The sequence below is a fragment of the Haladaptatus sp. DYF46 genome (genome assembly GCF_021083305.1).
In the GTDB taxonomy this organism is placed as follows: Archaea; Halobacteriota; Halobacteria; order Halobacteriales; family Haladaptataceae; genus Haladaptatus.
On sequence record NZ_JAJFAY010000002.1, the window covers coordinates 521,684 to 546,240 of the forward strand.

General features: G+C 63.7%; 25 protein-coding genes. 9 read left to right on the top strand and 16 right to left on the bottom strand.

Translation table 11 applies throughout. From position 1 onward, the window contains the following. Positions 1 to 22: 22 nt before the first annotated feature. The gene (gene eif1A / locus LJF34_RS13870) at positions 23 to 307 is read right to left on the bottom strand and encodes a translation initiation factor eIF-1A (protein WP_231185606.1); all 285 of its coding nucleotides are present in this window, start codon (positions 305 to 307) and stop codon (positions 23 to 25) included. 1,056 nt (positions 308 to 1,363) lie between these two features. Here eif1A and LJF34_RS13875 point away from each other — a divergent pair. Continuing rightward, positions 1,364 to 1,567 carry a hypothetical protein gene (locus LJF34_RS13875; RefSeq protein WP_231185607.1) on the top strand — a complete coding sequence of 68 codons (204 nt, stop codon included), beginning with the start codon at positions 1,364 to 1,366 and terminating at the stop codon, positions 1,565 to 1,567. Positions 1,568 to 1,627: 60 nt separating this feature from the next. Here LJF34_RS13875 and LJF34_RS13880 read toward each other — a convergent pair whose 3' ends face one another. Next, on the bottom strand, positions 1,628 to 2,605 hold the full coding sequence (locus LJF34_RS13880) for a tyrosine--tRNA ligase (RefSeq protein ID WP_231185608.1): 978 nt from the start codon (positions 2,603 to 2,605) through the stop codon (positions 1,628 to 1,630). 100 nt (positions 2,606 to 2,705) lie between these two features. On the opposite strand from LJF34_RS13880, the gene LJF34_RS13885 reads away from it, so the two are divergent. Then, a complete protein-coding gene (locus LJF34_RS13885) occupies positions 2,706 to 2,906 on the top strand; it encodes a hypothetical protein (protein WP_231185609.1) in 201 nt (66 codons plus the stop codon). Positions 2,907 to 2,925: 19 nt separating this feature from the next. On the opposite strand, the gene LJF34_RS13890 is transcribed toward LJF34_RS13885, so the two are convergent. The 3 genes from LJF34_RS13890 to LJF34_RS13900 all read right to left on the bottom strand — a co-directional run bounded on the left by LJF34_RS13890 (position 2,926) and on the right by LJF34_RS13900 (position 5,839). After that, a complete protein-coding gene (locus LJF34_RS13890; RefSeq protein ID WP_231185610.1) occupies positions 2,926 to 4,926 on the bottom strand; it encodes a DUF460 domain-containing protein in 2,001 nt (666 codons plus the stop codon). 99 nt (positions 4,927 to 5,025) lie between these two features. Continuing rightward, positions 5,026 to 5,235: a hypothetical protein gene (locus tag LJF34_RS13895; protein WP_231185611.1), complete on the bottom strand. Its 210-nt coding sequence runs from the start codon at positions 5,233 to 5,235 to the stop codon at positions 5,026 to 5,028. A 13-nt stretch (positions 5,236 to 5,248) separates the two neighbouring features. Further along, positions 5,249 to 5,839, bottom strand: coding sequence for a DUF3267 domain-containing protein (locus LJF34_RS13900; protein ID WP_231185612.1), 591 nt, complete (start codon positions 5,837 to 5,839; stop codon positions 5,249 to 5,251). 177 nt (positions 5,840 to 6,016) lie between these two features. Between LJF34_RS13900 and LJF34_RS13905 the strand changes: the two genes are divergently transcribed. The 3 genes from LJF34_RS13905 to LJF34_RS13915 are packed head-to-tail and all read left to right on the top strand — an operon-like array spanning position 6,017 to position 9,503. After that, positions 6,017 to 7,345 (top strand): O-acetylhomoserine aminocarboxypropyltransferase/cysteine synthase family protein, encoded by a 1,329-nt coding sequence (locus LJF34_RS13905; RefSeq protein ID WP_231185613.1) that lies wholly within the window; start codon positions 6,017 to 6,019, stop codon positions 7,343 to 7,345. Further along, complete coding sequence (gene metX, locus LJF34_RS13910) at positions 7,342 to 8,562, top strand: homoserine O-acetyltransferase (RefSeq protein WP_231185614.1); 1,221 nt, start codon at positions 7,342 to 7,344, stop codon at positions 8,560 to 8,562. The genes LJF34_RS13905 and metX overlap by 4 nt, the downstream gene beginning before the upstream one ends. A gap of 53 nt (positions 8,563 to 8,615) precedes the next feature. Beyond that, positions 8,616 to 9,503 (top strand): trypsin-like peptidase domain-containing protein, encoded by an 888-nt coding sequence (locus tag LJF34_RS13915; protein ID WP_231185615.1) that lies wholly within the window; start codon positions 8,616 to 8,618, stop codon positions 9,501 to 9,503. Here the strand turns inward: LJF34_RS13915 and LJF34_RS13920 are convergent. Beyond that, positions 9,419 to 9,814 carry an Hsp20/alpha crystallin family protein gene (locus tag LJF34_RS13920; RefSeq protein ID WP_231185616.1) on the bottom strand — a complete coding sequence of 132 codons (396 nt, stop codon included), beginning with the start codon at positions 9,812 to 9,814 and terminating at the stop codon, positions 9,419 to 9,421. The genes LJF34_RS13915 and LJF34_RS13920 overlap by 85 nt on opposite strands. 145 nt (positions 9,815 to 9,959) lie before the next feature. Beyond that, on the bottom strand, positions 9,960 to 10,595 hold the full coding sequence (gene serB / locus LJF34_RS13925; RefSeq protein WP_231185617.1) for a phosphoserine phosphatase SerB: 636 nt from the start codon (positions 10,593 to 10,595) through the stop codon (positions 9,960 to 9,962). 358 nt (positions 10,596 to 10,953) lie between these two features. On the opposite strand from serB, the gene LJF34_RS13930 reads away from it, so the two are divergent. The 4 genes from LJF34_RS13930 to LJF34_RS13945 all read left to right on the top strand — a co-directional run bounded on the left by LJF34_RS13930 (position 10,954) and on the right by LJF34_RS13945 (position 15,521). Continuing rightward, positions 10,954 to 11,928: a prohibitin family protein gene (locus LJF34_RS13930; RefSeq protein WP_231185618.1), complete on the top strand. Its 975-nt coding sequence runs from the start codon at positions 10,954 to 10,956 to the stop codon at positions 11,926 to 11,928. Beyond that, positions 11,928 to 12,410 carry a hypothetical protein gene (locus LJF34_RS13935; RefSeq protein ID WP_231185619.1) on the top strand — a complete coding sequence of 161 codons (483 nt, stop codon included), beginning with the start codon at positions 11,928 to 11,930 and terminating at the stop codon, positions 12,408 to 12,410. Before LJF34_RS13930 ends, LJF34_RS13935 begins: the two co-directional genes overlap by 1 nt. A gap of 115 nt (positions 12,411 to 12,525) precedes the next feature. Continuing rightward, positions 12,526 to 14,109, top strand: a complete 1,584-nt coding sequence (gene serA, locus LJF34_RS13940) for a phosphoglycerate dehydrogenase (protein WP_231185620.1) — start codon at positions 12,526 to 12,528, stop codon at positions 14,107 to 14,109. A 137-nt stretch (positions 14,110 to 14,246) separates the two neighbouring features. Beyond that, positions 14,247 to 15,521 (top strand): MFS transporter, encoded by a 1,275-nt coding sequence (locus tag LJF34_RS13945; protein ID WP_231185621.1) that lies wholly within the window; start codon positions 14,247 to 14,249, stop codon positions 15,519 to 15,521. Positions 15,522 to 15,535: 14 nt separating this feature from the next. Here the strand turns inward: LJF34_RS13945 and thrC are convergent, their stop codons facing one another. From thrC to lysX, 9 genes are all read right to left on the bottom strand, one after another. Next, complete coding sequence (gene thrC / locus LJF34_RS13950; RefSeq protein WP_231185622.1) at positions 15,536 to 16,789, bottom strand: threonine synthase; 1,254 nt, start codon at positions 16,787 to 16,789, stop codon at positions 15,536 to 15,538. Between the two features lie 195 nt (positions 16,790 to 16,984). Beyond that, positions 16,985 to 17,227: a hypothetical protein gene (locus LJF34_RS13955; protein WP_231185623.1), complete on the bottom strand. Its 243-nt coding sequence runs from the start codon at positions 17,225 to 17,227 to the stop codon at positions 16,985 to 16,987. Positions 17,228 to 17,449: 222 nt separating this feature from the next. Next, on the bottom strand, positions 17,450 to 18,436 hold the full coding sequence (locus tag LJF34_RS13960; RefSeq protein WP_231185624.1) for a CapA family protein: 987 nt from the start codon (positions 18,434 to 18,436) through the stop codon (positions 17,450 to 17,452). 69 nt (positions 18,437 to 18,505) lie between these two features. Beyond that, positions 18,506 to 19,399 (bottom strand): ornithine carbamoyltransferase, encoded by an 894-nt coding sequence (gene argF, locus LJF34_RS13965; protein ID WP_231185625.1) that lies wholly within the window; start codon positions 19,397 to 19,399, stop codon positions 18,506 to 18,508. Then, positions 19,396 to 20,448: a [LysW]-lysine hydrolase gene (locus LJF34_RS13970; protein WP_231186324.1), complete on the bottom strand. Its 1,053-nt coding sequence runs from the start codon at positions 20,446 to 20,448 to the stop codon at positions 19,396 to 19,398. The genes argF and LJF34_RS13970 overlap by 4 nt, the downstream gene beginning before the upstream one ends. Positions 20,449 to 20,456: 8 nt before the next feature. Further along, positions 20,457 to 21,590 (bottom strand): acetylornithine/succinylornithine family transaminase, encoded by a 1,134-nt coding sequence (locus LJF34_RS13975; protein ID WP_231185626.1) that lies wholly within the window; start codon positions 21,588 to 21,590, stop codon positions 20,457 to 20,459. Next, a complete protein-coding gene (locus LJF34_RS13980) occupies positions 21,587 to 22,528 on the bottom strand; it encodes an acetylglutamate/acetylaminoadipate kinase (protein ID WP_231185627.1) in 942 nt (313 codons plus the stop codon). The genes LJF34_RS13975 and LJF34_RS13980 overlap by 4 nt, the downstream gene beginning before the upstream one ends. Continuing rightward, complete coding sequence (gene argC, locus LJF34_RS13985) at positions 22,525 to 23,655, bottom strand: N-acetyl-gamma-glutamyl-phosphate reductase (protein WP_231185628.1); 1,131 nt, start codon at positions 23,653 to 23,655, stop codon at positions 22,525 to 22,527. The genes LJF34_RS13980 and argC overlap by 4 nt, the downstream gene beginning before the upstream one ends. Next, positions 23,655 to 24,515: a lysine biosynthesis protein LysX gene (gene lysX / locus LJF34_RS13990; protein ID WP_231185629.1), complete on the bottom strand. Its 861-nt coding sequence runs from the start codon at positions 24,513 to 24,515 to the stop codon at positions 23,655 to 23,657. The genes argC and lysX overlap by 1 nt, the downstream gene beginning before the upstream one ends. Positions 24,516 to 24,557 lie beyond the last annotated feature (42 nt).

Sequence of the window (24,557 nt, forward strand, 5' to 3'; positions counted from 1 at the left end):
CTCGACAAAACGTCGTCCCGACTCAGTTGATGTGTCCTTCGCGTCGGAGTTGGTCCGCCTGTTGCTTTTCGTAGCGCCACGTGATGTCCGCCTTCTCGTCCTGCCAATCCCACGGTTCGACGAGGACGATGTCGTCCTCCCGAATCCAGACGCGTTTTTGCATCTTTCCGGGGATTCGAGCGGTTCGTTCCTTGCCATCGGCACAGCGCACTTTCACCCGGTTGGCACCGAGCATGTTCGTGACTGTAGCGAATACCTCGTCGTCGTTCGGCATTCGGAGGTTATTCCGTCCACTGCCGTCACTCATGTTTCACCCTCACGTTCGTGTGGTATGCCTTTAAATCCGCCGTCCGTTTTCTCGGTCGAACATGACGACTTTGAGCATCGAGGAAGTGAGCACGGACGTAGAGTGGCCATATAACTGTTGAGAGTCCCTCGAACCCGTGGGAAACTCTGAACGAGCCACCCTTTCGGAAGTTAAGCCTGATGCGAAGGCAGCAAAAGAGGCTATCGATTCACGTGATACAGGCCCGGGGCAGCCGTTACATCAATCCGTGCTGCCAGTTGCAGATAACCACAAAAGAACTGGGGACGACCTTCTGGAACGAGCCAAACACACGTGTGAATACGGAAGGATCCTAGCCTCTCGTCTTGGCGAACACAAAATGTCGACTTGACGAGGGACTCGCCAAGTCGACTGATTCGCTGTCTTCGCAGGTATTCAATTCTTTTACATATTTTTAGGGATTGGCAGCAACTGTTGAGATGATGGACATAACAAGACGGAGTTTCATCGGTGGGGGCATCACTGCTACAGTAGTGGCAAGTGCAGGATGCATCCAGTTAGAAGGATACAATGGTGGGAGGTTGACTGTCTTGGAAGTCGATTCGGCTCCAGAGGACGTCAATCCCGTCAAGAAATCACACCCAACGGTACAGTCGTCACCGATCATTCGCCAAGGAATTCAGGGTCTAGACGATAGCTCCCCCGTTGAAATTGAACTATCCCGAAAAGAGTTCGAATCCGCTTCCTCAAAACTCGATCAGTTACCGTACTACGACCGTTCCGAGAATCTGGATAACCATCCTTCCGGATATTACGTCTCGCGGGATGGATCAGCCGCTTGTTTGATTCTTCAAGCATACTGTAGTGACATTCCGGGTGTGAAAATGGAACGAGACGGGTCTAGAAACTGCTTGACTGATTAATCCCCATCAATAGATGAAGATGTATTCTGTATTGATCAATTAGAAAGTTACTCACAAACATCCCTTTGGTCTAGTCCGGTGTAGTATATGTCCAGCCGTAACGCTCGTCTCGCCAACTGTCGGTTTTAAGGCGGTGGCAGTCCCAATCCGGCCTATGTTCGACAAACTCGGTGCCAAAGGTATCGTGGGTGTACTCGCACTCGTCGCCGGAATCGCCGTCATCGCCGTTCAGAGCATCATCATCGCCGCGGGAATCGGCCTCGTCGTCGTCGGGTTCGTCCTGACCGCGTGGGGACTCGTCTCCGGCCTACTGGCCAACTTCGGAATGGGCGGAATGATGGGCGGCGGATTCGAATAATCGGCGATGACGTGACGTTCAGGTCGAAACCGAATCGAAAGCAAACCGAGAAAGAACCGCTTATTCTGCTTCTCGAAGCTTCTCGCGGCCCGGTTCGATGAGTTCGTCCAAGTAGGACGCCAGCGCACCTTTCGCGTCCGCGGGGTGGAGTTCGCCACTCTCCAAGTCCTCTTCCAGCGACTCGTAATCGTCGTATTCGAGGTTGCCGCCGTACTTGTCTGGGCGCTCGACGACGACGTTCTCGAAGCGCGGGAAGACGTGATACTCGAAGATTTGGAGGACGGGGTTTTCGAGGTCCCCGTCGGGGTCGCGGGTCGGCGGGCAGAACGCGCCGTTGACCTTCTCCTCGATGTCCTCGGTCGAATCCTCCATCGAGATGGTGACGCCCTTGCTGGAGGACATCTTCCCTTCACCGGAGGAGAGTTCCGCGATGAGCGGCGTGTGCAGGCAGGTCGGCGACTCGTAGCCGATGCTGGGGAGCGTGTCGCGGGCGAGCATGTGGACCTTGCGCTGTTCCATTCCGCCGATGGCGAGGTCCAAATCGAGGTACTCGATGTCGAGCGATTGCATCAGCGGGTAGACAGCCTGCGAGACCTTCGTGGAGTCGCCGCTCTGGATTTCGGACATCGCCCTGCTCGCGCGGTTGAGCGTGGTCTCCAGTTCGAGCGAGTGGAGGTCGAGGACGTAGTCGTCGTCCATCTGGAACTCGGAGCCGAACCGGAACTCCGTGTTCTCCTCGTCCAACCCGTAGGCGATGAACTGCTCCTTCATCCGCTCGGCCGTCTCCCGAATCTCCTCGAACGACCCCTTGTCGTTCAGGTAGGCGTGCACGTCGGCGAGGAGGATGACGACTTCGAAGCCCGCGTCCTGCAAGTCGATGAGTTTGTTCGCGGTGAGCATGTGCCCGATGTGGAGGACGCCGGAGGGTTCGTAACCGACGTAGGCGCGCTTGCCCTCGGGATTCTCGGCGAGTTCGCGCACTTCCTCTTCGGTCACCAGCTCCTCGGCGTTCCGTGAGATACGCTCGTAGGCGTCCATGCCCGGAAAAAGATGATTCACCGGCTTTAGGGTTGCGTCATCGTGTTACCGGGAGTCGCACGTCCCAACAGCCAAGTCGTCCGGGGCGAAATGCGGGGGTATGAACGGAACACGGATCGGCCTCTGGTTGGCCGTCGTCGGTGGACTCGCGCTGTATCCCGCCATTCGCCTGCAGGAGGGCGTCGGGACCACACTCCCCGAATACGTCTTCCTCTACGCGGCCGTGCTGGCCGTCGGATTCGGCATCGCAATCTGGGGACTGAGCGTCCTCCGAACGTTGACGACCGACTGGACGACGTGAAAAACGGGAGAACAAGAGCTTAGTTGCCGAACGAGGACGACCCGCGGCCGTCCGCCCGCCGTTCGGCCCGGTGTTCGCTGATGAGTTGGTCGAGTTGTTCGGCCTTCTCCTCCTTCTGTCGCTCCTCGGCGCGGTCGTGCCAGTCGTCGATGACGGCTTCGACCTCGGATTCGCGCGCGACGGCGAGTTCGTCTATCTCCTGGATCGCCACCTCGTCCGCGGGACCGACCGGGACGTCGCGGTCGAACAACACCTCGTCCGCGACGTCCGAAATCCCGCCCGCCTTGAGGACGACCCGCGGTCCGATATCGGCCAATCGCTCGGCGGTCGAACGGCCCGCGCCGCTCGCATCGCGGAGGAAAATCACGTCGCCCTCGGCGAGTCCGTAGCTCTCGTGGGCCGCGTCGATGGCGTCGTTGGTGAACTTCTCGACCGGTTTGACGGCGACGAGTCCCGCCCGCTTCTCCGAGACGTCGCTGAAGTTCGAGTGGTCGAGTTTCCACAGTTTCTTGAGGCGAGCGAGTTTTCCCTCCAACTCCTCGATCCTGTCGTCGCGGTCGTCGAGTTCGTCCTCCAACCGGTTGTTCTCGCGCAGGAGACGAGAAATGTCCCGGCGCTCGCGGGCGTTTTGGCGCTCCTTTCGCCGCGTGTCCGACAGTTCGGTTTCCAACTCGTCGATTCGCTCGTCCCGCTCCTCGACCGTCTCGTTCAACTCCGTCGTGTGTGACTGCAACCGCTCGACCTGCGATTCGAGTTGCTTGATTCGCTTCTCCTCGGCCGAGAGTTCGCGGACCGTGTGTTCGGATTCCTCCTCCTCGGGTTCCGGGTCGTCCGAGAGGTCCCGGAGGACGCTCTCGACGCTCTCGTCCTTCGCCACGACGCGGGCCGTGACTTCCCCTCTGCTCATTCCCGGCGGCACCTTTCGGGCGATCCGCTGGAACTGGTCCTCGTGGCTGTCGAAGGCGAAGAGTGCCGCGGCCATCGCGTCGCGCTGGTGGTCGTTGTCGTAGCCCTCCTCCCGCGTTCGGTGTTGCTTTTCGTCCACGGGTAGGTCGCGTTCGGGCGTCCACCCGGCGGCGTCGAAGCTCCGGCGGAACTTCTCCACGGTTTCCGGCATCGGCGTCACGTCCGCCGCGACGATGACGGGGCGTCCGCGCTCGATGATCCATTCGATGACGTCGGCGGTGTCGGCGGTTCGCGTACTCAGCACGTCGAGGAGGGTGCCGTCCAGATCGGTCATCGCGACGGCCGTCGTAGTTCCGGGGTCGATGCCGACGATGACGTGGTCGCGGCGTTTGGCGAGGGGTTCGAACTCGATACCGTCGCGTCGGAGTCGCTCGACTTCGACCCGCGTGTCGCCGGAGCGCCGGGACGAAACGGGAATGTCGCTCGGGCGGGCCTCCACGTCGAACGTCGCGTTGGAGTAGCCGCCGTACTTCTCCGTTACCTCGCGCTCGTAGTCGAGTCCGGCGCTCCGCAGTTCGGATTCGACCTTCCGGGAGAGTTCTTTCACCGAGCCGTGAATCCGACGGGTGTAGCGGTCGGCGCTCCACCCGCCTTTTCCGGTCGAGCGCCCCCGGGAGACTTTGACGCGCGTCGTATCGGTAAAGGCGGACACCTCCTGCCCGACGTTCATCGCGGCGAGGCGGGCCGCGGCCTCCGCTTCACGCATCGGCTTCTTGCCGTAGGGAACGCCGTGGCGCGACGCGACCCGAGAGAGGGGTTCGGGTCGTTCAGCGCCCGTCACCTGTACGAGACGGGTTTCGCCCGGCAAGCTTCCGAGGAAGCCGACGAGGGCGTTCTTGTCGGCGGCGAGTTCGTACATGTTGTCCGTCGCGACGAACGTCGGTTCGTCGCGCTCGATGAGTCGCCGAAGCTTGCGGTAGGAGACGACGTCGCGGTCCATCTCCTCGCCGTCGTAGACGACCAGTGCGTAAGAGGGAGAATCGCCCCGAACGTCCCCGCTTTGGATATCGACGCCGAAAACGAGGGTGTCAAGGGCACTCGTGCGCTCGCTCACGGTTCGTGGTAGGGACCCTCGAAATATAAATCCGGCGCGGGTGGTAGCGTGTCTCGTGGTGGAACCCGACGGAAGACGGCCGTCCCGCACATATCGGAATCACTCCAGTTCCGCGACGCCGACGTAGACGAGGATGGAGTAGACGAACAGACAGACGAGGAGCGCGAACGAGAGGAACATCGTGGGGGCGGAGAGGTAGCGCGCCGTCCGGTAGGAGAGCACGAGGCGGCCGAACCCGAGAAGGACGAAACTGACGACGGTGAGGCCGAACGCGCCGAGTCCGAGGAGCGTGAACGTGCGCTTTCGCATCGGTTGTGGCGAGTCACTCGGCGACCATAGCGGTGTCGTTCGCGGGTTCGAAAACGTAGTTGTGTTCGATGTCCGCGTCGTAAAACAATGCCTCTCGGCCCGTTCGCCACAGTCGCCACGTCAGGTACAGGTCGCCGACGGCACCCGAGGTGTTTACGAGGAGGACGAGGTACGCCACCAACGCGACGGGAAGCGGCGCGGCCAGCAGCGGAATCGCGACGGCGGTGATGACGATGAACGGTGCCACCCCGACGAGGAGGTTGTCCCGCCACGTGATGAACTGGCCGAACGCGGCGGTGTAGAACGCGGGAACGTGGGCGGCGAAACCGAACGAGACGCGATAGCCCAGCAGTCGAAAGACGAGGCCGTGAATCGCCTCGTGGACGAGATACGTCGCCAAGCAGACGAGGAAGACGGCGACGATTTCACCGAGGCCGAACGAGACGGACCCGCCCTCAGGTCTGCCCTGTAGGAACCAGAGGAGGGCACCGAACACGACGATGGAAGCCACGAGCGCGACCAGTGACGCGACGGCGAGGAAGACGGAGGAGTAGCGGAACTGTTCGGGAGGACGGTATCCGGCGGGAGGGGACGGGGCGGTCATTGTGACTCGAACGCGTCCAGCGGTCTTGGCTGTTTCGCGCCGAGCGTCCGGGAATGAAACGTCAATTCACCCGCCGCGGTTCCGTCAACAACACGTACAGTGACACTGACACCCACGATCAGCAAACGTTGCCGTAACTGCTGGTTATAAAATTCTGCGTGAATATGCGTATTACACATGAGCAACGACGGGTCCCGATTCGATACTCGAAGCGTCCACGCGGGACAGGAACCGGACCCCGCGACGGGGGCGGTCGCCCCGCCGCTCTATCAGACCACGTCCTACGCGTTCGAGGACGCGGACCACGCCGCCGACCTGTACGCGCTGGAAGCCGACGGCCACATCTACTCCCGCTTGAGCAACCCGACGGTCGAAATGCTGGAGGAGCGCATCGCCTCGCTCGAAGGCGGAACCGGTGCGGTCGCCACCGCCAGCGGCATGGCCGCGCTGGACTCCCTCGCGCTCGTCCTCGCCGAATCGGGCGACAACGTCGTCCTCTCCACCGACACCTACGGCGGAACGACGGCCTACTTCGCCCACACCGCGTCCCGGCGAGGAATCGACGCCCGCCTCGTTGAAACGCTGGACTACCACGCGTACGAGGACGAAATCGACGACGACACTGCCTTCGTCCACGTCGAAACCGTCGGCAACCCGTCGCTCGTCACGCCCGACTTCGAGCGCGTCGCCGACATCGCCCACGACAGCGGCGTCCCGCTCGTCGTGGACAACACGTTCGCCACGCCCGCGCTCTGTCGCCCGCTCGAACACGGCGCGGACGCCGTCTGGGAGTCCACGACGAAGTGGCTCCACGGAAGCGGGACGACGGTCGGCGGCGTCCTCGTCGACGGCGGCGACTTCGACTGGAGCAAACGCGATTACCCGGAAATCGGAGGGGAAAATCCAGCGTACCACGGCGTGAACTTCTCGCGTGACTTCTCGGACGCGCCGCTCGCCGCCGCCGCGAGGCTTCGGTCGGTTCGAAGCCTCGGCAACCAACAGTCCCCGTTCGACGCGTGGCAGACCCTCCAAGGAATCGAGACGCTACCGCTTCGGATGGATCGTCACTGCGAGAACGCCGCCATCGTCGCGGAGTACCTCGCGGACCACGAGGAGGTGGCGTGGGTCGCCTATCCCGGCCTCGACGATCACCGGACGCACGACAATGCGGGCAACTACTTGGACGGCGGCTACGGCGGCATGATTGCCTTCGGACTCGGGGAGTACGAGGCGAGCAAGACGTTCTGCGAGGCGGTTGACCTCGCCTCCTTCCTCGCCAACATCGGGGACGCGAAGACGCTCGTCATCCACCCGGCGAGCACGACCCACGCCCAACTCTCGCCCGACGAACAGCGAGCGGCGGGCGTCACGCGCGACTTGATTCGCCTATCGGTGGGCATCGAAGACCCCGCGGACATCCTTTCGGACCTCGATAGAGCCATCGAGACGGCGACGAATCGAACGGGGACGGACGAATCCACACGGGCAGAGGACCCGACGCGATGACCGATACGAGCGACGCGAACGACACGCACCGGACACGCGACTCGTCGTCGTCCGATTCGAACGACTCGGCCGAGTCGTTCGATTCCTCGCTGTCGCTCGGGACGTTCGAGTTCGAGTGCGGGGAGGAGATTTCCGAGTTGAACGTCGCCTACGAAACGTACGGGGAGTTCACCGGCGACAACGCGATCCTCGTCTGTCACGCGCTGACCGGAAGCCACCGCGTGACGGGGGCCGTCGACGGACAGGGCGAAGGCTGGTGGGATCAAATCGTCGGTCCGGGAAAAGCCATCGACACGCACGAACAGTTCGTCGTCGCCGCGAACGTTCCGGGGTCGTGCTACGGCACCACCGGTCCGGCCAGCACGAACCCCGAGACGGGAGAACCGTACGGCTCCGACTTCCCCGCCGTGACCGTCGGCGACTGGACTCGCGTCCAGAAACGACTCCTCGACGAACTCGGCGTCGACCGACTCCGGGCCGTCGTCGGCGGGAGCGTCGGCGGCATGAACACCCTCGAATGGGCGAAGCGATACCCCGAGATGGTCGAGCGCGTTGTTCCGGTCGCCACCGCGGCCCGTCTGGACCCGCAACTCGTCGCCCTCTCCGCCGTCGCACGCCGGGCCATCACCTCCGACCCCGCGTGGCAGGGCGGGGATTACTACCCCGACCACCCGGACACGGGATTGGCCCTCGCCCGGCAACTCGGCCACATCACGTACCTCTCGAAGGATTCGATGGACCAGAAGTTCGGCCGGGACTTCGCCGACCGGTCGCCGGGGTCGTTCCCGTCGAACGACGGCATCGCCGGGTTCGGTGCCGACTCCTACCGCGACGTGGAGAGCTATCTCGACTATCAGGCACAGAAGTTCGTCCGGCGGTTCGACGCGAACAGCTATCTCCGCCTCACGCACGCCATGGAGAACTACGACCTCGCCGCCGGATGCGACTCGGACGCGGACGCGCTCGCCGACTTCGACGGGGAGGCGCTCCTCATCTCGATTTCCGGCGACTGGCACTTCACGGTCGAACAGTCGGACCACCTCATGGAGACCTTCCAAGCGGCGGGCGTCGAAGCGACGCACCGTTCCCTCCACAGCGATCACGGCCACGACGCGTTTCTCACCGAACCCGAACTGGTCGGCCCGCCGATCCGACGGTTCCTCTCCTCCGATTCGAGCGACTTCGCGCCGGTTCACGCCAGCCTGTTCGCCCAGTGATCGTCCACCTCGGCCACGGCACTGATTAACATAGGGGTCGTCGGGAGTTCGAGATGGAAACTCGACCACTTCTGCCGTCTCGAACGCTCACCGTCGCCATCGTCACCGCCGTCGCCGTTCTGCTCGTCACCGCGAGTTGGGGGTTCGTCCCGGCGAACGGTACGGTCCGGGCACAAAGCGCACGGGAAGCGAGGGAACCACAGCAGGAACCACGAGTAGCGAGCGTACAGGGGGTCGGACAGCGGGCGTGTGACTTCTCGACGCTCTACGACCGGAGCATCGATTCCGTCGTCTCCGTCGGCGTCGAAACGCGACGCGGTACGGGCGAAGGGTCCGGGTTCGTCTACGAACTGTCGAACGGCGTCGGCTACGTGGTCACGAATCAACACGTCGTCGCGGAGGCGACCCGACTCGGCGTCCAGTTCAATCGCGGTCAGTGGCGGAACGCGGACGTCGTCGGTACCGCACCCCGACGTGACCTCGCGGTTCTCCGCGTGCGAAACGTCCCGTCATACGTCGATTCGCTCCCGCTCGCCGAGGGGCGGGCGGAACCCGGAGCGTCCGTCGCCGCTCTCGGCAGTCCCCTCGGCCTCCAAGGAACCATCACGCAGGGCGTCGTCAGTGGGGTCAATCGGACGCTCCCATCGCGCCATGGGGCGACCATCTCCGGCGTCGTTCAGACCGACGCAGCTATCAATCCGGGCAACAGCGGCGGACCGCTCGTGAACTGTGATGGCCGCGTCGTCGGCGTCAACACCGCCGGAATCGCCGCCGGTGAAAACCTCGGCTTCGCGGTTTCGGCGTCGACGGTTCGTAAGACGGTGCCGCCGCTCGTCCGTGATGCGCGTCAAAAAAATCAGTCGGAAATCTCGATGCGGTCGCCGTCGTCGGTTTCCTCCTCGACGATGGGGAGTCTGACTTCGAGGACGCCGTTGCGGTAGGTCGCCTCGATACCGTCCTTCTCGACCGACTTGGGCATCGTCACGCGTTCCGAGAGTTCGCGGGCGCGAGTGAAGTCCTCGCCCGTCACCTCGTGCTTCGCGGCGATGGTCAGCGCGTCGTCCGTGAACGCGATTTCTATCTCCTCCTTCTCGAATCCGGGGAGGTCGGCCACGAGGACGAACTCACCGTCGTGTTCTTTCAAGTCCACGTGCGTTCCGCCGTTCTGTGCGCTCGTCCCGCTTCGGGGTTCGCCGTGGAAATCGCTCGTGCCCCACATTCGGGCGCGCATCTGTTCGAACATTCGGTCCATATCCTCAAAGGGAGTGTATCGTTCCATGATAATCACCGAATGTATTAGACGACGTGTGAGATATTAAAGATATCGAGACACGTGATATCACGTGTTTTAGAACTTCTACCGCCATAACCACCAGTTCATGTCGGATGATCGTCACTCAAAGCGCGTTCTTTCGACCCAGCACGTCGTGGAGTTCGTTCATGTGCGAGACGATGGTGTCACAGGCGGGTGCGACGGCGGGTTTCGGTTCGAATCCGACGGCCAACCCCGCGACTTCGAGCATCGGGAGGTCGTTCGCGCCGTCGCCGATAGCGACGGTGTTCACCATGTCCACGCCCAGTTCCTCCGCGAGCGCTTCGAGCGCGTCGTCCTTCGTCCCCTCGATGAGCGGTCCCTCCACTTCGCCCGTCAGTTTCGTTCCGTCGTCCAGCAACCGGTTGGCGACGATGGTGTCCACCGAGACGCCTTCGCGTTCGAGCGCGTCTTGAACGCCCCACTCGAACCCGCCGGTGAGGATGGCGACGTGGGTTCCCTTCTCCTCCAGTTCGCCGAGGAGTTCGGCGGCACCGGGCCGGAGCGTCACCTCCGAGAAGGCGTCCGCGGCCTTTTTCACCGGCAACCCTTCGAGCAGGGCGGCCCGTTCGCGGAGGCTCTCCGCGTAACTGAGTTCGTCGTTCATCGCTCGGGCGGTGATGTCCGCCATCTCGTCGGCCGCACCGACCTGTTTCCCGAGGAGGACGGTCATCTCCGAGTCCGAAAGCGTTCCGTCGAAATCGAACGCGACTAACGTCATTCGAGTCTCGATTCGTGCTTCGGGTTGTTAAATGAGCGTGGTGTGCGTGGAAATTGCCGGAGATATAAACGGACCGAGCGTGAGGAGGTCGAATTCGGCCGTAAGCGCCGACTACTCGGGAGTGATGCTCGCTTCCTGGGTCGGCGTGGTAAACTGCCTCGGGGCATCCACGCTGTATTTTCTGTGAAGGGCGCAATTGCGACGGTTCGCCGGGTGACGCGCCCGGTTCGAATCGGAAAGACCGTCCATCAAGAGAATCTCTCGTTCGAATTTCGTGTGTGCTGGAATAGTTGAACGTGGGTGACTGAACGATGACAAGACATATGGTAGTTCTCGCAACATCTCTCAAACGTTCTATATGAGTTCCGATAGCGACATTCCGATAGACCCCGACGGTTCCTCGGGACCGAACATCCCGGACATCGACCTCCGAAGCATCTTCAGCAACACGCTTCTCATCGCCCTCGTCATCGTCCTCATCGCCGCTCCGGTGATTGGGTTCCTCTCGTGGACGCCCACCGAAGAGGGGAACGTGCAGGTCGTGAAAAAGTGGGGTGCCGCGACGGGAACGGTGTTCGAACCGGGTGCCCACTTCATCAACCCGATTTCACAGGACACCGTGTCGCTCTCCACGCGTCCCCAGTCTTACACCATGTCCAGCCAGCAGGGCGAAGGGAGCAAGTCCGATACCGACGACTCCATCACCGTCCTGACCGAGGACGGACTCCGCGTGGACATCGACATCACCGTCCGGTATCGCGTGGATGCGGGAGAGGCCGTGAAGTTCTACAAGAACTACCGGACGCTCGGGTCCGCGGAGCAGCGACTCATCCGCCCGAGCATTCGGTCCGTACTCCGTACCGAGGCGGGTGCGCTCCCCGTGACCGAAATCTACACCGGAAAGGGCCAGACGGAACTGAAGCAGGCCGCCCAAAGCGCCCTGAAGAAGGATTTCGCCCGCGACGCCCTCATCCTCGAAGCGGTCCAGATTCGGAAGGTCAACCTTCCGAAACAGTACGAACAGGCGGTCGAACAGAAGGAGATTACGAAACAGCGCCGCCAACAGAAGAAGAACGAACTCGAAGTCGAGAAACTCGAAGCCGACCGGAAGAAGATCGAGGCGAACGGGGAGGCGGAAGCGAATCGCATCCTGAGTGAATCGCTCGACCAGAAGGTCCTCACGCAGCAGTACATCGACAAACTCGACGACACCGATACGGTCTACATCCCGGTCGGCGATGACGGCTACCCGCAGTTCGTTCGGAACGTCGGCGGGTCGAACGACGATTCGTCATCGGGGTCGTCCACCAACTCGACGAACGCCTCGGCCTGATGGCGAACGACGCCACGACCCGATTGACGAAGTGGATCCTCGCCGCGGTCGGGTTGGCCGTGCTCGCGATTCTCCTCGGCGTCGTCGTCCGGTGGCTGGTGAGTTGGAAAGCCCTGCTCTTGTTGTGCGTCGTTCTCGTCCCAGCGGCGCTTCTGTCCTACCGACTCAGCCGAGCGGAGCGCGCGTACGATAGTGGACGGTACGGCGTCGGTCGCCGCGTCGTGACGGAGCGAATTGCACTCGGCGACGAAGAATGCAGCGTCTGTGGCACCATCGGCGGGGACGGCGTTCGGCGACGGTTCGTGAAGGAACTCGTCGTCGACGGCGTCCCGGTCGCACTGGTCGAAAGCGGGCACAACGACTACTGTCGGGCGTGTTTCGCCGACGAGTCGGACGAAGGCGACGAAAAGAGCGGCACGGGACGGAACGAGACGAAACGGCCGACATGTGACCGACGCGAGCGGAACGAGGAGCGTCACTGACCGTCGATTCGCCCCACGTATCAACATTTTTTCAAAAGAAAGAATAAAAAAACATATTGGCAATCTTCGCTGTGAGAGAAAGGGTTAACGGGTGTGGGGTGCTTTTTCTCCAGCAATGAAGGTTCTCGTCACGGACCCAATCGCGGACGCGGGTCTCGACCGACTTCGCGAAAGCGGTTACGAGGTAGAGACGGCCTACGACGTAGAAGGCGACGCACTGCTGAACGCTGTTTCTGACGCGAACGGGCTCATCGTCCGCTCCGGCACGGACGTCAACCGCGACGTGTTCGAGGCCGCATCCGACCTCGTCATCGTCGGGCGCGCGGGTATCGGCGTGGACAACATCGACATCGACGCCGCGACGGAACACGGCGTCATCGTGGCGAACGCACCGGAGGGCAACGTCCGCGCTGCCGCCGAACACACGGTTGCGATGGCGTTCGCCGCCGCACGCTCGATTCCGCAAGCACACGTCCGAATGAAGGACGGCGAGTGGGCGAAGGGCGACTACCTCGGAACTGAACTGAACGGCAAGACGCTCGGTATCGTCGGCCTCGGCCGCGTCGGACAGGAGGTCGCCAAGAAACTCGACAGCCTCGGCATGGACCTCGTCGCGTACGACCCGTACATCAGCGAGGACCTCGCAAGACAACTCGGCGCGGAACTGGTCGAACTGGACGACTGTCTGGAACGTGCTGACTTCCTGACCGTTCACACGCCGCTCACCCCCGAGACGGAAGGCCTCATCAGCACCGAAGAACTCGCACAGGTCGAGGGCGGCTATCTCATCAACTGCGCCCGCGGCGGCGTCGTGGACGAAGACGCGCTCGCCGAAGCGGTGGGGGACGGCATCCTCGCAGGTGCCGCACTGGACGTGTTCGCCGAGGAACCCCTCCCCGAAAACAGCCCGCTGCTCGACGAGGACGACGTCATCCTCACGCCCCACCTCGGTGCGAGTACGGAAGCCGCACAGGAGAACGTGGCCACGAGTACCGCCGATCAAGTGGTCGCCGCGCTCCGCGAGGAACCGGTCATCAACGCTCTCAACGCGCCGTCCGTAGAGGAGAGCGCGTTCCCCCGCGTCCGTCCGTACATCGAACTCGCCGAGACGGCGGGGAAAATCGCCACGCAACTGCTCGACGAGCGCATCGAGCGCATCGAGGTGAACTACGAGGGCGACATCGCCGAGGAAGATGTTGACCTCGTCACCGCCAGTGCCCAAAAAGGCGTCTTCCAACCGCTCGAATGGCAGGTCAACGCCGTCAACGCGCCGCAGATCGCCGAGGAGCGCGGCGTCGAGGTGACCGAGAGCAAGACCCGACAGGCCGACGACTTCCAGAGCCTCATCTCCGTCACGGTCGAGAGCGGCGACGAGGAGATAACGGTCGAGGGGACCCTCTTCGCCGACGACGACCCGCGAATCGTCCGCATCGACGGCTACCGCGTGGACGCCATCCCGCACGGCCACATGGTCGTCGCCCGCAATCAGGACAAACCCGGCGTCATCGGATACGTCGGCACCGTTCTCGGCGAACACGACGTCAACATCGCGGGCATGTTCAACGCCCGCGAGAACAACGGCGGCGAGGCGCTGTCGGTGTACAATCTCGACAGCGAACTCAGTCCAGCAGCGAAGGAGGCGCTCGAAGCGGACGAGCGCATCATCGAAGTGCGAAGTATCGAGCTAAACGGGAACTGAACCGCGGTCGCTGGCAGCGAACCTTTTTATACGAAGACGGGGGCAAAACCGGTGTGAATGAAAGACGTACTGACTCTTTGGCAGTTTCCCCTGCCGCGAAAGCCGGACTCAAGTAGTCGCCGTCCGACGTTCGAGACGTGTCGGACGACCAAGGAACCGTGAGCACGACGGGGGGGACGGCTCCGGCGGAACGATATCCGAACGAGGGAGAATCCCACTCGGAGCGGCTGCTTTCGGGCTACACGGGGCGACTCCTGCTGACGGTTTCGCTCGGCTGGACAGCGATTCAGGCGGGGCGGCTCGTGCTCTCGCCGATGCTCCCGACCGTCATGGAAAGCCTCCGTATCACGGAAGTACAGGCGGGATTCGCGCTCACGTTGCTGTGGGGCCTGTACGCGCTCGGGCAGTATCCGAGCGGTCGCCTCTCGGACGGTCTCACGCGCAAAACGCTACTCGCCGCCGGACTCACCCCGCTCGTCGTCGGGTTCGTCACCCTCGCCAGCGCGCCGACCTACTCGGTGTTTCTCCTCGGCGCGGCGCTGGTCGGGACGGGCGCGGGTCTGTATCCGACCCCCGCCCGTGCGCTTATTTCGGATCTGTTCGTCGTCAAGCGCGGCAAGGCGTTCGGGTTACACACGTCGTCAGGGGACACCGGCGGGGCGGTGGCGGCCGCGCTCGCCGTCACGGTGCTCGCGGTAGCGATGTGGCGAGCGGCGTTCGCGCCCGTTATCGTGGTGCTCGCCGTCGTGTTCGTCCTGCTCCACCGGTGGAGCCGCGAAGCTTACACGCCTCCGTCTTTCTCCCGAGCGACAGTCGCGGCGGCCGCAAGGGACATCGGCGCGACTGCCCGCAGGCTCGGCGACCGGAAGACGACGGCGATACTCGTCGCCTACTCCATGTTCGCGTTCGTCTGGCAGTCGTCCGCAGGATTCCTCCCGACGTTCCTCCAGGAATCGAAGGGATTCTCGGCTGGACTCGCGAGTGCCGGGTTCGCCGCCATGTTCGTCGTCGGCGCGCTGGTGAAACCGATTTCCGGGTCGCTCGGCGACCGGATATCGCGTCCCATCGTCGCCGCCGGGTCGCTCATCGTGGCGACGGCCGCCCTCGCGGGACTCCTCGCGGCGAGCAGGACGCTCGTCGTCGCATCGTGCGTCGTGATTTTCGCGGTCGGGCTGATGGCCTACCCGCCCGTCATGCAGGCGTATCTGATGGACGTGTTTCCGGACGGGAGCATGGGCGGCGACCTCGGCGCGACGCGAACCGTCTACATCGGACTCGGCAGCCTCGGCCCGACGTACGTCGGGTTCGTCGCCGGGCGCTCGGGATACGAAACGGCGTTCACCGGACTGCTCGCGTGTCTGCTCGTCAGCGCGACCATCGTGTTCGTACTGGCACGAGTGGGGCGAAAATAGCCGGTCCCGAACTCCTACAGCACGTCGAGGACGTCGTCCGTGTCCGCCGGAACCGGTTCGGGTTCCACGCCCGCCGCGGCCGCCGCGTCGGGGTCTTTGAGAAGATGACCCGTCGTCAGGCAGATGACGTTCTCGTCCGCCGAGATTTCGCCCGATTCGCGGAGTTTTCGAAGGCCCGCAATGCTCGCCGCGCTCGCGGGTTCGACGCCGACGCCGTCTTCCGCCAGCGCACGCTGTGCGTCGGTTATCTCCTCGTCGGTGACGGAAATCGCGGTGCCGCCCGTCTCCCGAATCGCGGGGAGCGCCTTCGGGGAGTTGACCGGATTGCCGATTCGGATTGCGGTTGCGATGGTTTCCACCTCGTCCCAGCGCCGCACCTCGTCGGCGTCGTTCTCGACGGCTTCGACCATCGGGGCCGCGCCTTCGGCCTGCACGCCGGTGAGGACGGGAACCTCCTCGGGAGTGAGTTCCCCGGCGGCGACGAGTTCGCGGAACGCCTTGAACAGCGCGCTGGTGTTTCCGGCGTTGCCGACGGGGAGGACGATTCGGTCGGGGAGTTCCCCCGTCTGGTCGCGAAACTGCTCGATCATTTCCAGCCCGATGGTCTTCTGGCCCTCCAGTCGGAACGGGTTGAGCGAGTTGAGGAGATAGGCTTCACCACGGTTGGCGAGGTCCGAAACGATGTCGAGACAGTCGTCGAAATTGCCGTCCACTTCGAGGATTCGCGCGCCGTGGAGGCTGGCCTGTGCGACCTTTCCGGCCGCGACTTTTCCGGCGGGGAGGAGGACGAGCACCTCGGTTCCGGCCCGTGCGCCGTAGCAGGCGAGCGCCGCGCTGGTGTTTCCGGTACTCGCACAGGCGAGGCGGGAGACGCCGAGTTTCTCGGCGACCTTGACGCCCAACGTCATCCCGCGGTCCTTGAAACTCCCCGTCGGGTTCATCCCCTCGTGTTTGACGCGGAGCGCGTTGACGCCGACTTCCGCCTCGATGGTGGGCACCTCGTAGAGCGGGGTGTCGCCCTCCTCGATACTTATCCCGGACTCGACCGGTAGAGCGTCGGCGTAGCGCCAGACGCCGGTTCCCTCGAAATCGTCGAACGTCGGGTGGTCGGCGTAGCGAACTTCGAGCAGGCCGTCGCAGTCGGGACAGCGGTAGCGAATCTCTTCGAACGGTGCGCCGGTCCACTCGCAGTCGATGCAGGCCAGCCACACGCCGTCGTCAGCGTCGTCGGGCACCGGTGCCGTCGGATTCGAGAGCGTCAGGTTCATTGAGCGGGTGGATGGGTTCCGAGGTGAAAAAGGCGCGGACGGTGGCAACGCTGGCAGTGGCGGTCATCGTTACCGCTCCGAGGTCGAAAATTGCGATGGGATATGTTCTCCAGTGGGCTTGGTCACGACTGCATAATTAGAAGAGAGCAATACTGGTGTTACCGTACGAAACGATTCGACGGTTCGTGGGAACCGCTACTCCGATTCCACTTTCCGAACCAGTCGAGAGCTTTGAATCACGCCGTACTCGTCGTCATCGAACTGGATGAGTGCGCTGTCACTGTAGTCAGTACCCGAATCCATGGGGTCGTCGCTCGGCAGCGAGAGCACGAACTGGCCGATTTCGATGATAGTCCCTTCCTCGGTTTCGTCATCAACCGCGCTCCGTCCCCGGATTTCTACTCGGTCGCCGCGTTCGTATCCGTCCGTATTCGACATAGTAAATCCACGGTGTGAGAATGAATAGTTCTATGGGGCGATTGCTGATATAATCGTCACCGACCGGGTACGACCCCCCTTCGATGGTCGATTTGAGTGGCCTCGTTTCCACTTGGCCGTGCTCATCACTCGACTGTTCGATTTTCGAGCCATGTCGGTATCCAAATCTGCGACCGGTTTTCCCGAGGTTCGCCAGCGACGTCGGTTGAGAAGGGAGCAACGTCACAACGAAAGCACGAGGTCATCGTCGTCGTCGCGCTGGAACTCGGTTCCGAATGCCGAGGAGAGCGCGTCCATCCGCTGGATGCTCCACGTTCCCGCGTAGTGTTCCGCCTCGTGGACCGCGAGGTCGTAGATTTCCGTCGGCCGGAGCAGGAGTTCGGAGAGTTCGCCGTCCGAGACGCCCACCTCGAAGAGAAAGCTCCGGTCGTTGTGGTGTTCCGAATCGGTCGCGTAATCGTCCACGAAGTCCCCCGTATCGTAGAGGACGAGGGTTTCGTCCACGACTTCGACGCCCTGAAAGACGTGTGCGCTGTGGCCGTGTACGATGTCCACGCCCTCCTCCGCCAGCCAACTGGCGAACTCCCGGAACTCGACGATGGGTTCGGTCCGCATGTTCGGACCCCAGTGGAGCGACGCCACGAGGAGGTCCGGGTCGGCCTCTCGGGCGCGTGCGAGCGATTTGCCGACGAGACGCACCGCCTGCGGATGGGTCACGTCGAAGTTCACGTACGCCGTCCCGACCTTGTCGGGTTTCGCCGCGAACTCCGGCGTGTTGTCGGTGAACGAGACGAACGCGATATCGAGGCCGTCCACGGTGACGAACGCCGGAGCGGTGGCCGCCTCCAAATCGGCACCGGCACCCGAATGGGCGATTCCGGCGTCGTCGAGGTACCGAATCGTGTCGGAGAGCGCGTCGGGACCGTAGTCGAGGACGTGGTTGTTCGCCAGATTCACCCAATCGACGCCGACCGATTGGAGCGCCGGAATCGCCCAGTCCGGGTCGGCCCGGAAGTGAAACGGGCGATACGTGTCCGTCCACGGCGTCCCGCCCGCCGAGAGACAGCATTCGAGATTGATGAACAGGCCATCGAGCGCTCGGAGGGTGTCTTCCATGTTCCCCCAAATACCGGCGACGCTCCGCTCCTGCTGCCGTTCGTTTATCAACCGTCCAAGCATCACGTCCCCCGTAAAACCGAGTCGAGTCATACTATTTCCCCCAATACACTTGGCCTGACACAGGCAAAAGGCTACTCGCTCATCTGGCGGGAGACTGTCTCACGGTTTTTCGGCGAGGAAGGCGAGGAGCGCCTTCTGCGCGTGAAGCCGGTTTTCGGCTTGATCCCACGACAGCGAGCGGTCGCTTTCGAGGACGGTTCCGGTTATCTCCTCGCCGCGGTGGGCGGGCAGACAGTGCATGACCGGCATCGAGTCGGGGAGCAGGTCCTCGTTCAGTTGGAAACCGTCGAACGCGGCCAGTTTCGACTCGCGTTCGTCCTCCTCGCCCATGCTGACCCACACGTCCGTGTAAACCACGTCCGCCTCCGCGACCGCCGCGTCCGGGTCGTTCGTCACCGCGGGCTTCGGGCCGCGGTCGGCCGCCGTCGAAATGGCGTCGGGAGAGGGTTCGTACCCATCGGGCGTCGCAATCGTCAGGTCGAGACCGACCGTCGATGCCGCGATGGCGAAGGAGTTGACGACGTTGTTCCCGTCGCCGACCCACGCGACCGAGAGGTCCTCGAACCCGCCGAAGTGCTCCTGAATCGTCTGCAAGTCGGCGAGGGCCTGACACGGGTGAGCGATGTCCGAAAGCCCGTTGATTATCGGAATCGTCGCGTGTTCGGCCATCCCGACCAGACTCTCGTGTTCGAACACGCGACCCATCACGGCGTCCACGTAGCGCGAGAGCACGCGTCCCGTGTCCGAGACGGGTTCGCCGCGGTTGAGTTGGGTGTCGTTCGGCCCGAGGAAGATGGCGTGGCCGCCGAGTTCCGTCATCCCCGTCTCGAACGAGATGCGAGTCCGCGTGCTCGGCTTCTCGAACAGCATGGCGAGCGTCTGGCCGGAGAGCGCGGGCGGCGAGCCGTTTTCCTTGTACTCCGCCGCGAGGGCCAACACCTCCGCCACCTCGTCCGGTGAGAGGTCGTCCACGTCGAGGAAGTGGCGCGTCATGCGTCCACCTCCAAGTTCTCACAAACATCAGTCAACACCGAAATCGACCTGTCGAACTCGGCCAGTTCGATGTGTTCTTCGGGGGTGTGGTCGAGCGACGAGTCGCCCGGTCCGTACGTGACGACCGGACAGTCCCACGCGTCGGCGTAGATGTTCGCGTCGCTCGTCCCCGTCTTCCGGAGCAGGGAGGGGTCGCCGCCCTCCTCGCGGATGGCGACGCGGAACGCACGGCCCAGTTCCGTCCGCGGACTCGAAAGGGTCGGCGGAATCGGGGTGTTCCACGACACGGTTCCGGCGTCGAGTTCGGCTTCGGCGACCGACTGAATCTCTTCCGCCGTCATGCCCGAGGGGATGCGAAACTGAATTTCGACCGTCGCCTCCGTGGCGAAGCCGTCCGCGGTCAGTCCGCCGTCGAATTCGACGGGTTTTACCGTCACCGACGTCGCCGTCGAGGTTTCGGCGGCGTCGGACTCCGAGTCGAACGCCGATTCGACGGCCGTCACCCACTCCGTCGCATACTGAATGGCGTTCGGTTCCGGACGCGAGGTGTGTACGGACTCCACTCTGACAGAGTAGGTTCCGGTCACGTAACCGCGATAGCCGAGCGTCAGGGCGTCCCAACCGCTGGGTTCGCCGTTGACGACGAATTCGGGGTCGTCCATGTCGGAAACGAGGTGGTGTGCGCCGCGCGAGTTCGTCTCCTCGCCGACGACGCCGACGAAACTCGCACCGGTTTTCACTGCTGCCACCGCCATTGCTGCGAGCGGTCCCTTGGCGTCCACGCTTCCGCGACCGTGGAGGATTCCGTCTTCCAGTTCGACGGGGACCTCACCGGGAACGGTGTCGATGTGCGAAGTCAGGAGAATCCCGTTTCCGGGCGCACGGACGTTGCCGACGTCGTCCATCCGGACGTCGCGCCCGTTCGCTTCGAGGAAGGCGGCGAGTCGCTCGGCGCAGTCCGTTTCCTCGCCCGAAACCGAGGGCGTTTCGACCAGTTCGACCAACAAATCGTGCGCGTCGGCCCGTGATACTGAATCAGAGTCCATCATCGTTCCCATCATTCGATTTCTCCCAGCACGTCTTCGAGCGCGGCGACGACGCTGTCGATGTGGTCGACGTCGACCGTCAGTGGCGGCAACAAGCGCAGAACGCTCCGTCCCGCCGGAAGCGCCAGTATCCCGTGCGACAGCGCCAGTTCCTTGAGCAGGCGGTTCGCACCGCGTTTCACCTCGATACCGACCAACAGGCCGTTCCCGCGGATATCGCGGACCGGCAAGTCGGCCGCTTCGAGTTCCGACCGGAGGTACTCGCCCATCTCGGCGGCGTGTTCCGACAAGTTCTCCTCCACGAGCACCGAGAGCGTCGCCTCCGCCGCCGCGCTGACGACCGGACTGCCGCTGAAGGTCGAACCGTGTGACCCCGCGGACTCGGCTATCCAGTCGGCACAGAGCGTCGCGCCGATGGGGAGGCCGCTCGCCAACCCCTTCGCCGTCGTGAGCACGTCGGGGGTAACGCCGGCGTGTTCGCAGGCCCAGAAGGTACCCGTCCGGCCGAGTCCGGTTTGCACCTCGTCGAATATCAGGGCCGTCTCCGTGTCGGCAGTCATCTCGCGGGCGGCCTGAAGGTAGGACTTCGTGGCCGGGTTGACGCCGCCCTCGCCCTGTACGGGTTCGAGGATGACGGCCGCCGTGTCGTCGTCCATGACGTCAGCTAACTCCTCCTCGTCGCCGTAAGTGACGAACTCCACATCGTCCACGAGGGGTTCGAACGGCGCGCGGAACTTCTTCTTCCACGTCACCGACAGCGACCCCATGGTTCGGCCGTGGAAGCCGCGTTTCGCGGCGACGAGTTTCGACTTCCCCGTCGCGCTCCGGGCGAACTTCAGGGCCGCCTCGTTCGCCTCCGTTCCCGAGTTGTTGAGCCAGACGTTTCCGAGACCCTCGGGGGCGACGGCGGCTAGTTTCGCGTAGAGATCGTCGCGGGCGTCGGTGGGATACGACGCGTGGACGAACAGCAGTTCGGCGGCCTGTTCCTGGACGGCGGAAACCACGTCCGGGTGGCAGTGGCCGACCGGCGCGACCGCGTAACTCGCGCCGAAGTCGAGGTATTCCGTTCCGTCCTCCGAGTAGAGGTACGGTCCCTCGCCGCTCGCGATGCGAATCGGCTTCTCGTTGTAGACGAAACCGCTCATGACGACACCCCCAGCGAGGCGGGCGTGAAGCGCGTTCCGTGTCCCTTCCGCGCCGCCGTAATCGGGTCGTGATTGTTCGCGTCCGCGACGACGACCGATTCCGCGCCGCCTTCGAGGGCTTCCGTCGCGGCCATGACTTTCTTCGTCATGAACCCTTCGGCGGCCGATTTCGCGGTTTCCATCTCCGCCGGACTGCCCACCCGTTCGATGAGCGTCGTCTCGTCGTCGGGGTCTTCGAGGAGGCCCGGCACGTCCGTCAGCACGACGAGTTCGCCGCCGAGTGCGCCGGCGATGGCCGCCGCCGCACGGTCGGCGTCCGCGTTGACCGGCGTTCCGTCGTCGGCCAGCATCGGAACCGTCACGACGGGCGTGTAACCGCCCGCGAGGAGCGTTTCGAGGAGGTCGGCGTTCACGTCCTCGATCTTGCCGGAGTGGTCGCCGCGGCGTATCTTCTTCTTCCCGTTCTCGACCACTCTGACGGCCGACTTGCGCGGGCCGGTCAGGAGCGCGCCGTCGACGCCCGAGAGGCCGATGGCGCGGACGCCTTCGTTCTGCAGGTTCGCCGTCAACTCGGTGTTGAGTTTGCCGGGCATCACCATCTCGAAGACCTCCATCGCTTTCTCGTCGGTGAACCTGCCCATGACGCCGCTGGTGGATTCGACGTACTCGGGTTCCTCGCCGAGCGCGTGGAGCGTGTCGTCCACCGCCGTCGAACCGCCGTGGACGACCACGACGTCCTGTCCGTTGGCGGTGAGGTGCGCAACGTCCGCCAGCGCGCCGTCCGGGTCGACCGCTCGTGCGCCGCCGATTTTGACGACGACCGGTGCGGGTTCGTCCTCGATGATTCCGCCGTCCGCTCGGAGGCCGTCGTCGTTGTCGTTGTCGATCAGGTGGTCGTGTGCGGCCAGCAACTCGTCGCGGCTGTAGTGGTCGTTCATGGGCTTCCCACGGGATGCAGTCCCTCGAATTCCAGTCCGGCCGTTTCCTCCACTCCCAGCGCGAGGTTGGCGGCGTGGACTGCCTGCCCCGCCGACCCTTTCATCAGGTTGTCGATGGCGCTGAAGACGACGATACGTTCGTTGCTTGGGTCGAGTTCGAACCCGACTTCGGCGTAGTTCGTTCCGGCGACGGCCTTGGGTTCCGGGTAGCGATAGACGCCGCTTCCGCCGGCGACGAGGCGGACGAAGGGTTCGTCCTCGTAGGCTCCCCGGTAGGCTTTCCAGAGGTCGCCCTTCGAGACGGGCGAATCCGGAACACCGGAAGACGAATCTTCCGAGCCCCCACTCGCGCCGCTCGTGGGGAACACGTGACACGTCGCGGCCGCTCCGCGAACCATGTCCACGGCGTGAGCGGTGAACGACACGCTCGTCCCCAGAATGCCCTCGATTTCGGCCTCGTGGCGGTGGCCCGTCGGCGCGTAGGGGCGAACGATGCCCGAGCGCTCGACGTGGCTGCTCGCCTTGCTCGGCGATGCACCGCCCTCCGAGGACCCGACCTTCACGTCCACGACTATCTGCTCGTCGCCGGAGAGGATTCCGGCGTCGAACAGCGGCGAGAGGCCGAGGAGCGTCGCGGTGGCGTTACAGCCACCCGCGGCGATGAGGTCCGCGCCGGGCAGTTCCTCGCGGGTGAGTTCCGGCAGGGCGTAGACGGCGTCGTCCAGATACTCGGGACAGGTGTGGCCGTCGTACCACTCGTCGTACTCGGCTTCCGTGTCGAGGCGGAAGTCCGCGCTCAAATCGACCACGGTGTCGGCGGCCTCGCGGAACGAGTCGATGTGTTCCATCGAAACGCCGTGGGGCGTCGCCGCGAACAGCACGTCCACCGATTCGAGGTCCGACGGCTCCGAAAAGCGCAGGTCGAGTCCGCGCAGGTTCGGGTGAACCGACCCGAGCGTCTTGTTCGCGTACTCCCTGCTCGTCGCCTGTGTCACCTCGAAGTTCGGATGGCCCGCGAGCAGGCGGAGCAGTTCCCCGCCGGTGAACCCGCTGGCCCCGATGACGGTCGCAGAGAGCGTTTCGCCGCCCGCGTTCTCCGTCCCCTCTGCGTCGGTCGTGGCGGCCATCAGGCGACCACCTCGGCGGGAACCTTCGTCTCCAGCCAATCGACCACGGCGGCAGGTACGTCCTTCTCCACCGCGTCGTTCAGCGCTTTGAACTCGACGGTGTGGTTGACCTCGTGGACGGTGTAGCCCGACTCGGTCTCCATCAGGTCAACGCCGAGGAGACCGCCGCCGACCGCATCGCTCGCCTTCTCGACCAGCGATTTCGCGTCGGCGTCGAGTTCGAACTCGTCCGTCTCCGCGCCCTTTGCGGCGTTCGTGAGCCAGTGGTCCGAGTGACGAACCATCGCGGCGACCGGTTCGCCGTCCAGCGCGACGACGCGGATGTCGCGTTCCGGCTTGTCCACGAACTCCTGTACGTAGAAGACCTTGTGCTCGTAGTGGCCGAGCGTCGCCTTGTGTTCGAGGATGGCTTCCGCCGCGGTACGCGAGTCGATCTTCGCCATGAGGCGGCCCCACGACCCGACGACGGGTTTGAGGACGCAGGGATAGCCGAACTCCTCGATGGCTTCCAGCGCGCTGTCGGTCGTGAACGCGACTTTCGTCTCGGGCGTCGGAACGCCTGCGCCCGCGAGCGCGAGGCTGTTTTTCGCCTTGTCGGCACACACTTCGGCCGTTTCGTGGCTGTTGACGACGGGAATCCCGTACGCCTCGCAGAACTTCGTGGCGTAGAGGCTCCTGCTCGTCGCCAGACAGCGGTCGACGACGAGGTCGAGCCCCTCGAAGGACTCCGGGGCGTCCGTCAGGTCGAACGTCACCTTACGGACGTCGATTTTCGTCACCTCGTGCCCGCGGTCGCGCAGTTCGGCGAGCAGGAGCTTCTCGTCGAGGCGGATGCGGGAGTAGAGGATGCCGACGTTCATGTGTGGCACCTCCCGTGCCGCACATGAGCCAGCAAACCCTCT

What these genes read in the sequence shown, in the direction of transcription:
- eif1A (WP_231185606.1), bottom strand. Translation starts at nt 307, where the DNA reads ATGAGTGACGGCAGTGGACGGAATAACCTCCGAATGCCGAACGACGAC.
- LJF34_RS13875 (WP_231185607.1), top strand. Translation starts at nt 1,364, where the DNA reads ATGTTCGACAAACTCGGTGCCAAAGGTATCGTGGGTGTACTCGCACTC.
- LJF34_RS13880 (WP_231185608.1), bottom strand. Translation starts at nt 2,605, where the DNA reads ATGGACGCCTACGAGCGTATCTCACGGAACGCCGAGGAGCTGGTGACC.
- LJF34_RS13885 (WP_231185609.1), top strand. Translation starts at nt 2,706, where the DNA reads ATGAACGGAACACGGATCGGCCTCTGGTTGGCCGTCGTCGGTGGACTC.
- LJF34_RS13895 (WP_231185611.1), bottom strand. Translation starts at nt 5,235, where the DNA reads ATGCGAAAGCGCACGTTCACGCTCCTCGGACTCGGCGCGTTCGGCCTC.
- LJF34_RS13900 (WP_231185612.1), bottom strand. Translation starts at nt 5,839, where the DNA reads ATGACCGCCCCGTCCCCTCCCGCCGGATACCGTCCTCCCGAACAGTTC.
- LJF34_RS13905 (WP_231185613.1), top strand. Translation starts at nt 6,017, where the DNA reads ATGAGCAACGACGGGTCCCGATTCGATACTCGAAGCGTCCACGCGGGA.
- metX (WP_231185614.1), top strand. Translation starts at nt 7,342, where the DNA reads ATGACCGATACGAGCGACGCGAACGACACGCACCGGACACGCGACTCG.
- LJF34_RS13915 (WP_231185615.1), top strand. Translation starts at nt 8,616, where the DNA reads ATGGAAACTCGACCACTTCTGCCGTCTCGAACGCTCACCGTCGCCATC.
- LJF34_RS13920 (WP_231185616.1), bottom strand. Translation starts at nt 9,814, where the DNA reads ATGGACCGAATGTTCGAACAGATGCGCGCCCGAATGTGGGGCACGAGC.
- serB (WP_231185617.1), bottom strand. Translation starts at nt 10,595, where the DNA reads ATGACGTTAGTCGCGTTCGATTTCGACGGAACGCTTTCGGACTCGGAG.
- LJF34_RS13930 (WP_231185618.1), top strand. Translation starts at nt 10,954, where the DNA reads ATGAGTTCCGATAGCGACATTCCGATAGACCCCGACGGTTCCTCGGGA.
- LJF34_RS13935 (WP_231185619.1), top strand. Translation starts at nt 11,928, where the DNA reads ATGGCGAACGACGCCACGACCCGATTGACGAAGTGGATCCTCGCCGCG.
- serA (WP_231185620.1), top strand. Translation starts at nt 12,526, where the DNA reads ATGAAGGTTCTCGTCACGGACCCAATCGCGGACGCGGGTCTCGACCGA.
- thrC (WP_231185622.1), bottom strand. Translation starts at nt 16,789, where the DNA reads ATGAACCTGACGCTCTCGAATCCGACGGCACCGGTGCCCGACGACGCT.
- LJF34_RS13955 (WP_231185623.1), bottom strand. Translation starts at nt 17,227, where the DNA reads ATGTCGAATACGGACGGATACGAACGCGGCGACCGAGTAGAAATCCGG.
- LJF34_RS13960 (WP_231185624.1), bottom strand. Translation starts at nt 18,436, where the DNA reads ATGACTCGACTCGGTTTTACGGGGGACGTGATGCTTGGACGGTTGATA.
- argF (WP_231185625.1), bottom strand. Translation starts at nt 19,399, where the DNA reads ATGACGCGCCACTTCCTCGACGTGGACGACCTCTCACCGGACGAGGTG.
- LJF34_RS13970 (WP_231186324.1), bottom strand. Translation starts at nt 20,448, where the DNA reads ATGATGGACTCTGATTCAGTATCACGGGCCGACGCGCACGATTTGTTG.
- LJF34_RS13975 (WP_231185626.1), bottom strand. Translation starts at nt 21,590, where the DNA reads ATGAGCGGTTTCGTCTACAACGAGAAGCCGATTCGCATCGCGAGCGGC.
- LJF34_RS13980 (WP_231185627.1), bottom strand. Translation starts at nt 22,528, where the DNA reads ATGAACGACCACTACAGCCGCGACGAGTTGCTGGCCGCACACGACCAC.
- argC (WP_231185628.1), bottom strand. Translation starts at nt 23,655, where the DNA reads ATGGCCGCCACGACCGACGCAGAGGGGACGGAGAACGCGGGCGGCGAA.
- lysX (WP_231185629.1), bottom strand. Translation starts at nt 24,515, where the DNA reads ATGAACGTCGGCATCCTCTACTCCCGCATCCGCCTCGACGAGAAGCTC.